Genomic DNA, 3,831 nt, shown 5'->3' with positions numbered 1-3,831 from the left:
CCGCATAGTGAATATCGGCCCAGTCCGGGATCCGGGGGCAAGGTCACCCCTTCCACCCGGCCTCCCCCTTGAAAAGGCCCGCGCCCGGCACCCGGCGCGGGCCTTCTTCTTTGCCGGAGCTGCGATCCCGTTCGGGCGTCCCGCCCGGACAGGCCCCGCGCCGCCGCGACCACCGGTGCCCCTCCGGCCAATCTCCGACGCAGGTTGCGCGATCACGCGCCGGGCGGTCCCCGGAAGGAAGGCGGCCGCTTGTCTGCCCCGCTGCGCAGGGCGCCCGGTTCGCCGGAGGAGAAGGGCCGGAAACGGAACGCCCCGGCAGAACAGCCGGGGCGATGCGTGGATTGCATGCCTTGCGGAAATGCGACGGAAACCGGGCCGCAGGCTAGCCCCCGCCGCCCGGCCCTTCCGCCGGGTCCTGCGCGTCATCGGACCCGTGCCCGAAGGCTTCCAGTTCCGGGCGCTCGCCGATCGTCACATGGTCGATATCCTCAAGGGCAAAGCCCCGGATCAGGGACGGGATCATCATGCAGACCAGGACGAAGATCGGCAGGCCGACGACGGTGATAACCTCCTGCAGGGCGGTCAGCCCGGCCTCGCCCGCCAGAATGATCAGCATGGACGCCACGACGCCTTCCGCCGCCCCCCAGAAGACCCGCTGATGCACCGGACCCGGGCGCGCCGTGCCGGTGCACAGCATGTCCACGACCAGCGAGGCCGAATCCGAGGATGTCGCGAAGAAGATCGCCACGATCACCACGGCCAGCCCCTGGATCAGCGACGTCAGCGGCAGGTTCTCGAAAAAGGCGAACATGGCGAGCGGCACGCTTTCGGCAACGGCGTCGCTGATCTGGCCCGCAGAGTCCCCCATGGCCGCGCGCGCTGCCAGGCCCAGCCCGTCGAAATCCATCGCCTGCCAGCCGAAGATGGAGAACCACACCAGGGTGAACAGCGACGGGGCAAGCAGCACGCCGAAGACGAATTCCCGGATGGTCCTTCCCCGCGAGATCCGCGCCACGAACAGACCGATGAAGGGCGACCAGGTCACGGTCCAGGCCCAGTAGAACACGGTCCAGGACCCCTGCCAGCCCCAGGCGTCATTGGAAGGGTTCTCATCCGCAAGCATGTCGTTCCAGAAGGCAAGATGCGGCAGGTTCGAGAGGTAGAGCCCGATCGTCTCGACAATCCCGCGCAGCAGGAAAAGGGTCGAGCCCGTGACCAGCACGAAGACCATCAGACCGACCGCCATGCCGATATTTATGTTGGACAGCAGTTTCACCCCCGCATCCAGCCCGGCCACGATGGAGCCGATCGCCACCAGGGTCAGCACGGCGAGAATGGACACCTGAACCGTCACCCCGTCCCCTGTTCCCCAGAGCGCATCAAGCCCCGCCGCGATCTGGCTGGAGCCCAGCCCCAGCGACACCGCGACGCCAAACAGCGTGCCGAGGATGGAGGCGATGTCGATGGCCTTCCCGGCAGGCCCGTGGATGCCCTCGCCCAGAAGCGGGTAGAACACCGAGCTTACCCGCACCGGCAGGTCGTATCGATTTATGAAGTAGGCGAAGGCAAGTCCCGGGAGGGTGAAGATCGTCCAGGTATGCAGCCCCAGGTGATAGATCGCGATGGCCATCGCGTCGCGCGCGGCCTCCTCGGTGAACGGCTCCACGCCCGGCAGCGGCGGCTTCGAGAAATGGCTGATCGGTTCGGCGACGCCCCAGAACATCAGCACCGTGCCGATCCCGCCGGCAAAGAGCATGGTGAACCAGCTCAGTCCCGAATACTCCGGCCGGGCCCCCTTGCGCCCCAGCCGGATATGGCCATGCCGGGACATGGCCGCCCAGATCAGGAAGCCCAGCCACAGGTTGACCCCCAGAACGAAGAACCAGCCCAGATTCGTGACGATCCAGGCCCGTCCGGCCGCGAAGGCCGCCCCGATCGGTGCCGGGAAAAGCACGAGGGCAAGAACGAAGACGACGGTACATCCCGCAGACATGAAGAAGATCACGGGATCCGTCCTCAGTCCCAGCCTGTCAGCTAGCTGTTGCAAATTCCTCTCCCCATGCTGATTTATTCCGGCCAGATGCCGGTCAACCCGCGGGGTTCCGCCGAGGTTCCGCCTGATACCACCCTTGATTGCCGCATGAGGATGCCGATGACCAAGTTCCGCTTCAACCAGCCGCTGGGCGGCAACCAGATGCCCAGGACCGGCGGTCCGGCCACCATGATGCGCCTGCCCGCCCAGGATAGCGCGGCGGGGCTGGATGCCTGCTTTCTGGGGATCCCGATGGATATCGGCACCTCGAACCGCCCGGGCACGCGACTGGGCCCGCGCCAGATCCGCGACGAAAGCCGGATGATCCGCCCCTACAACATGGCAACCGGCGCGGCGCCCTTCGACCACCTTCAGGTCGCCGATATCGGGGATGTTCCGGTCAATCTCTACGATCTGAAGAAATCCGTCGACATCATCGCGGCTCATTACCGCGAGGTGCTGTCGCATGGCGTCATCCCCTTGACGCTGGGCGGGGATCACACCCTGACCTGGCCGATCCTGCGGGCTATGAAAGATAGGCACGGGCCCGTCGCGCTGATCCATGTGGATGCGCATGCGGATACCAATGACGAGATGTTCGGCGAGACCGCGGCCCATGGCTGCCCGTTCCGCCGCGCCTGGGAAGAAGGCTGCCTGGTCAATGACAAGGTGTACCAGATCGGGTTGCGCGGGACGGGCTATGCCGCCGATGATTTCGACTGGGGCCGGCGGCAGGGCTGGAGGGTGATCCAGGCAGAAGAATGCTGGCACAGGTCGCTGGCGCCGCTGATGGCCGAAATCCGTGCCGAGATCGGCCAGACCCCGGTCTATCTGAGCTACGACATCGACAGCCTCGACCCCGCCTTCGCCCCCGGGACCGGCACCGTCGAGGTCGGCGGGCTGACCACCATGCAGGGGCTAGAGATCATCCGTGGCTGCGCCGGTCTGAACCTCGTGGGCGGCGACCTCGTGGAGGTGTCCCCGCCCTATGACCCGGCAGGCAATACCGCGGTCATCGCCGCCAATTTCCTGTACGAAATGCTCTGCGCCCTGCCCGGCATCCCGCGCTAGCTCCGGCAATCGCGCGGGGGCGGCGCCGCTATGCCCCCCCCGCGCCGGATCGCCGTTCTTGCAGGATCACGGCGTCGCGCACTCTCTCCGCGGCCGCCTGGATCTCTGGTGGAACGGCGGGCGTGTATCGACCCAATGAAAACCTGCTCATGCTACAAGGGAGAACGTAGCGATGAGTATGACGATGGACGACAGCATCAAGCGTTGGACGGCGAAGCGGAAGACGGCTCTGGTGATCGAGATCATCCAGGGCAAGAGGACCGTGTCGGAGGCAAGTCGATCATTCGACCTCGCACCCTCCGAGATCGAGGGATGGGTTGAAGACGCCAAGCGGGGGATGGAGAACTCGCTGCGCGCCAACCCGCTCGACATCCGCGAGCAATACGAGAAGCAGCTCCGGGACCTTCAGGAAGCCTATGGCGAGGCCATGCTGGAGGTGCGGGCCCGAGTGAGATCATGAACGCCATTGGTTCGAGAGAATGATCGAACGGCTTCAGGCCCTGCTGGATGCGCAGGACGGGAATTGATCCGTCGCATCCAGCACGGCCTCTTGGCGGAGGGTGTCGCAGTGTCGGTCGCCAAGCTCTGCACGTGGTTCGGCATTCCCCGGCGCACGGTCTACTACAAGCCGGTGAAAGCCGCGCCGAAGGTCGATCCCCGCTTTGCCGAGCCGATCAAGAAGATGATCGAGGAGGAGCCGTCCTTCGGCTATCGGACCGTGGCCTGGC

General features: G+C 65.8%; 4 protein-coding genes. 3 read left to right on the top strand and 1 reads right to left on the bottom strand.

Annotation, left to right across the window (positions count from 1 at the left end):
* Positions 1-382: 382 nt before the first annotated feature.
* Positions 383-2,047: a BCCT family transporter gene (locus ICN82_RS20880; protein WP_193187216.1), complete on the bottom strand. Its 1,665-nt coding sequence runs from the start codon at positions 2,045-2,047 to the stop codon at positions 383-385.
* A gap of 105 nt (positions 2,048-2,152) precedes the next feature.
* On the opposite strand from ICN82_RS20880, the gene speB reads away from it, so the two are divergent.
* The 3 genes from speB to ICN82_RS21415 form a co-directional block, all read left to right on the top strand.
* Positions 2,153-3,103, top strand: a complete 951-nt coding sequence (gene speB, locus ICN82_RS20875; protein ID WP_193187213.1) for an agmatinase — start codon at positions 2,153-2,155, stop codon at positions 3,101-3,103.
* A 184-nt stretch (positions 3,104-3,287) separates the two neighbouring features.
* A complete protein-coding gene (locus ICN82_RS20870) occupies positions 3,288-3,563 on the top strand; it encodes a transposase (RefSeq protein WP_226898655.1) in 276 nt (91 codons plus the stop codon).
* A 63-nt stretch (positions 3,564-3,626) separates the two neighbouring features.
* Positions 3,627-3,831 (top strand): hypothetical protein (locus ICN82_RS21415; RefSeq protein WP_226898654.1); only part of this gene is annotated, 205 nt, incomplete at its 3' end.

The sequence above is a fragment of the Mangrovicoccus algicola genome (genome assembly GCF_014903745.1).
Lineage (GTDB): Bacteria > Pseudomonadota > Alphaproteobacteria > Rhodobacterales > Rhodobacteraceae > Mangrovicoccus > Mangrovicoccus algicola.
Note: the sequence above shows the minus strand (reverse complement) of the source record. Positions and strands in the feature narration are given on the sequence as shown.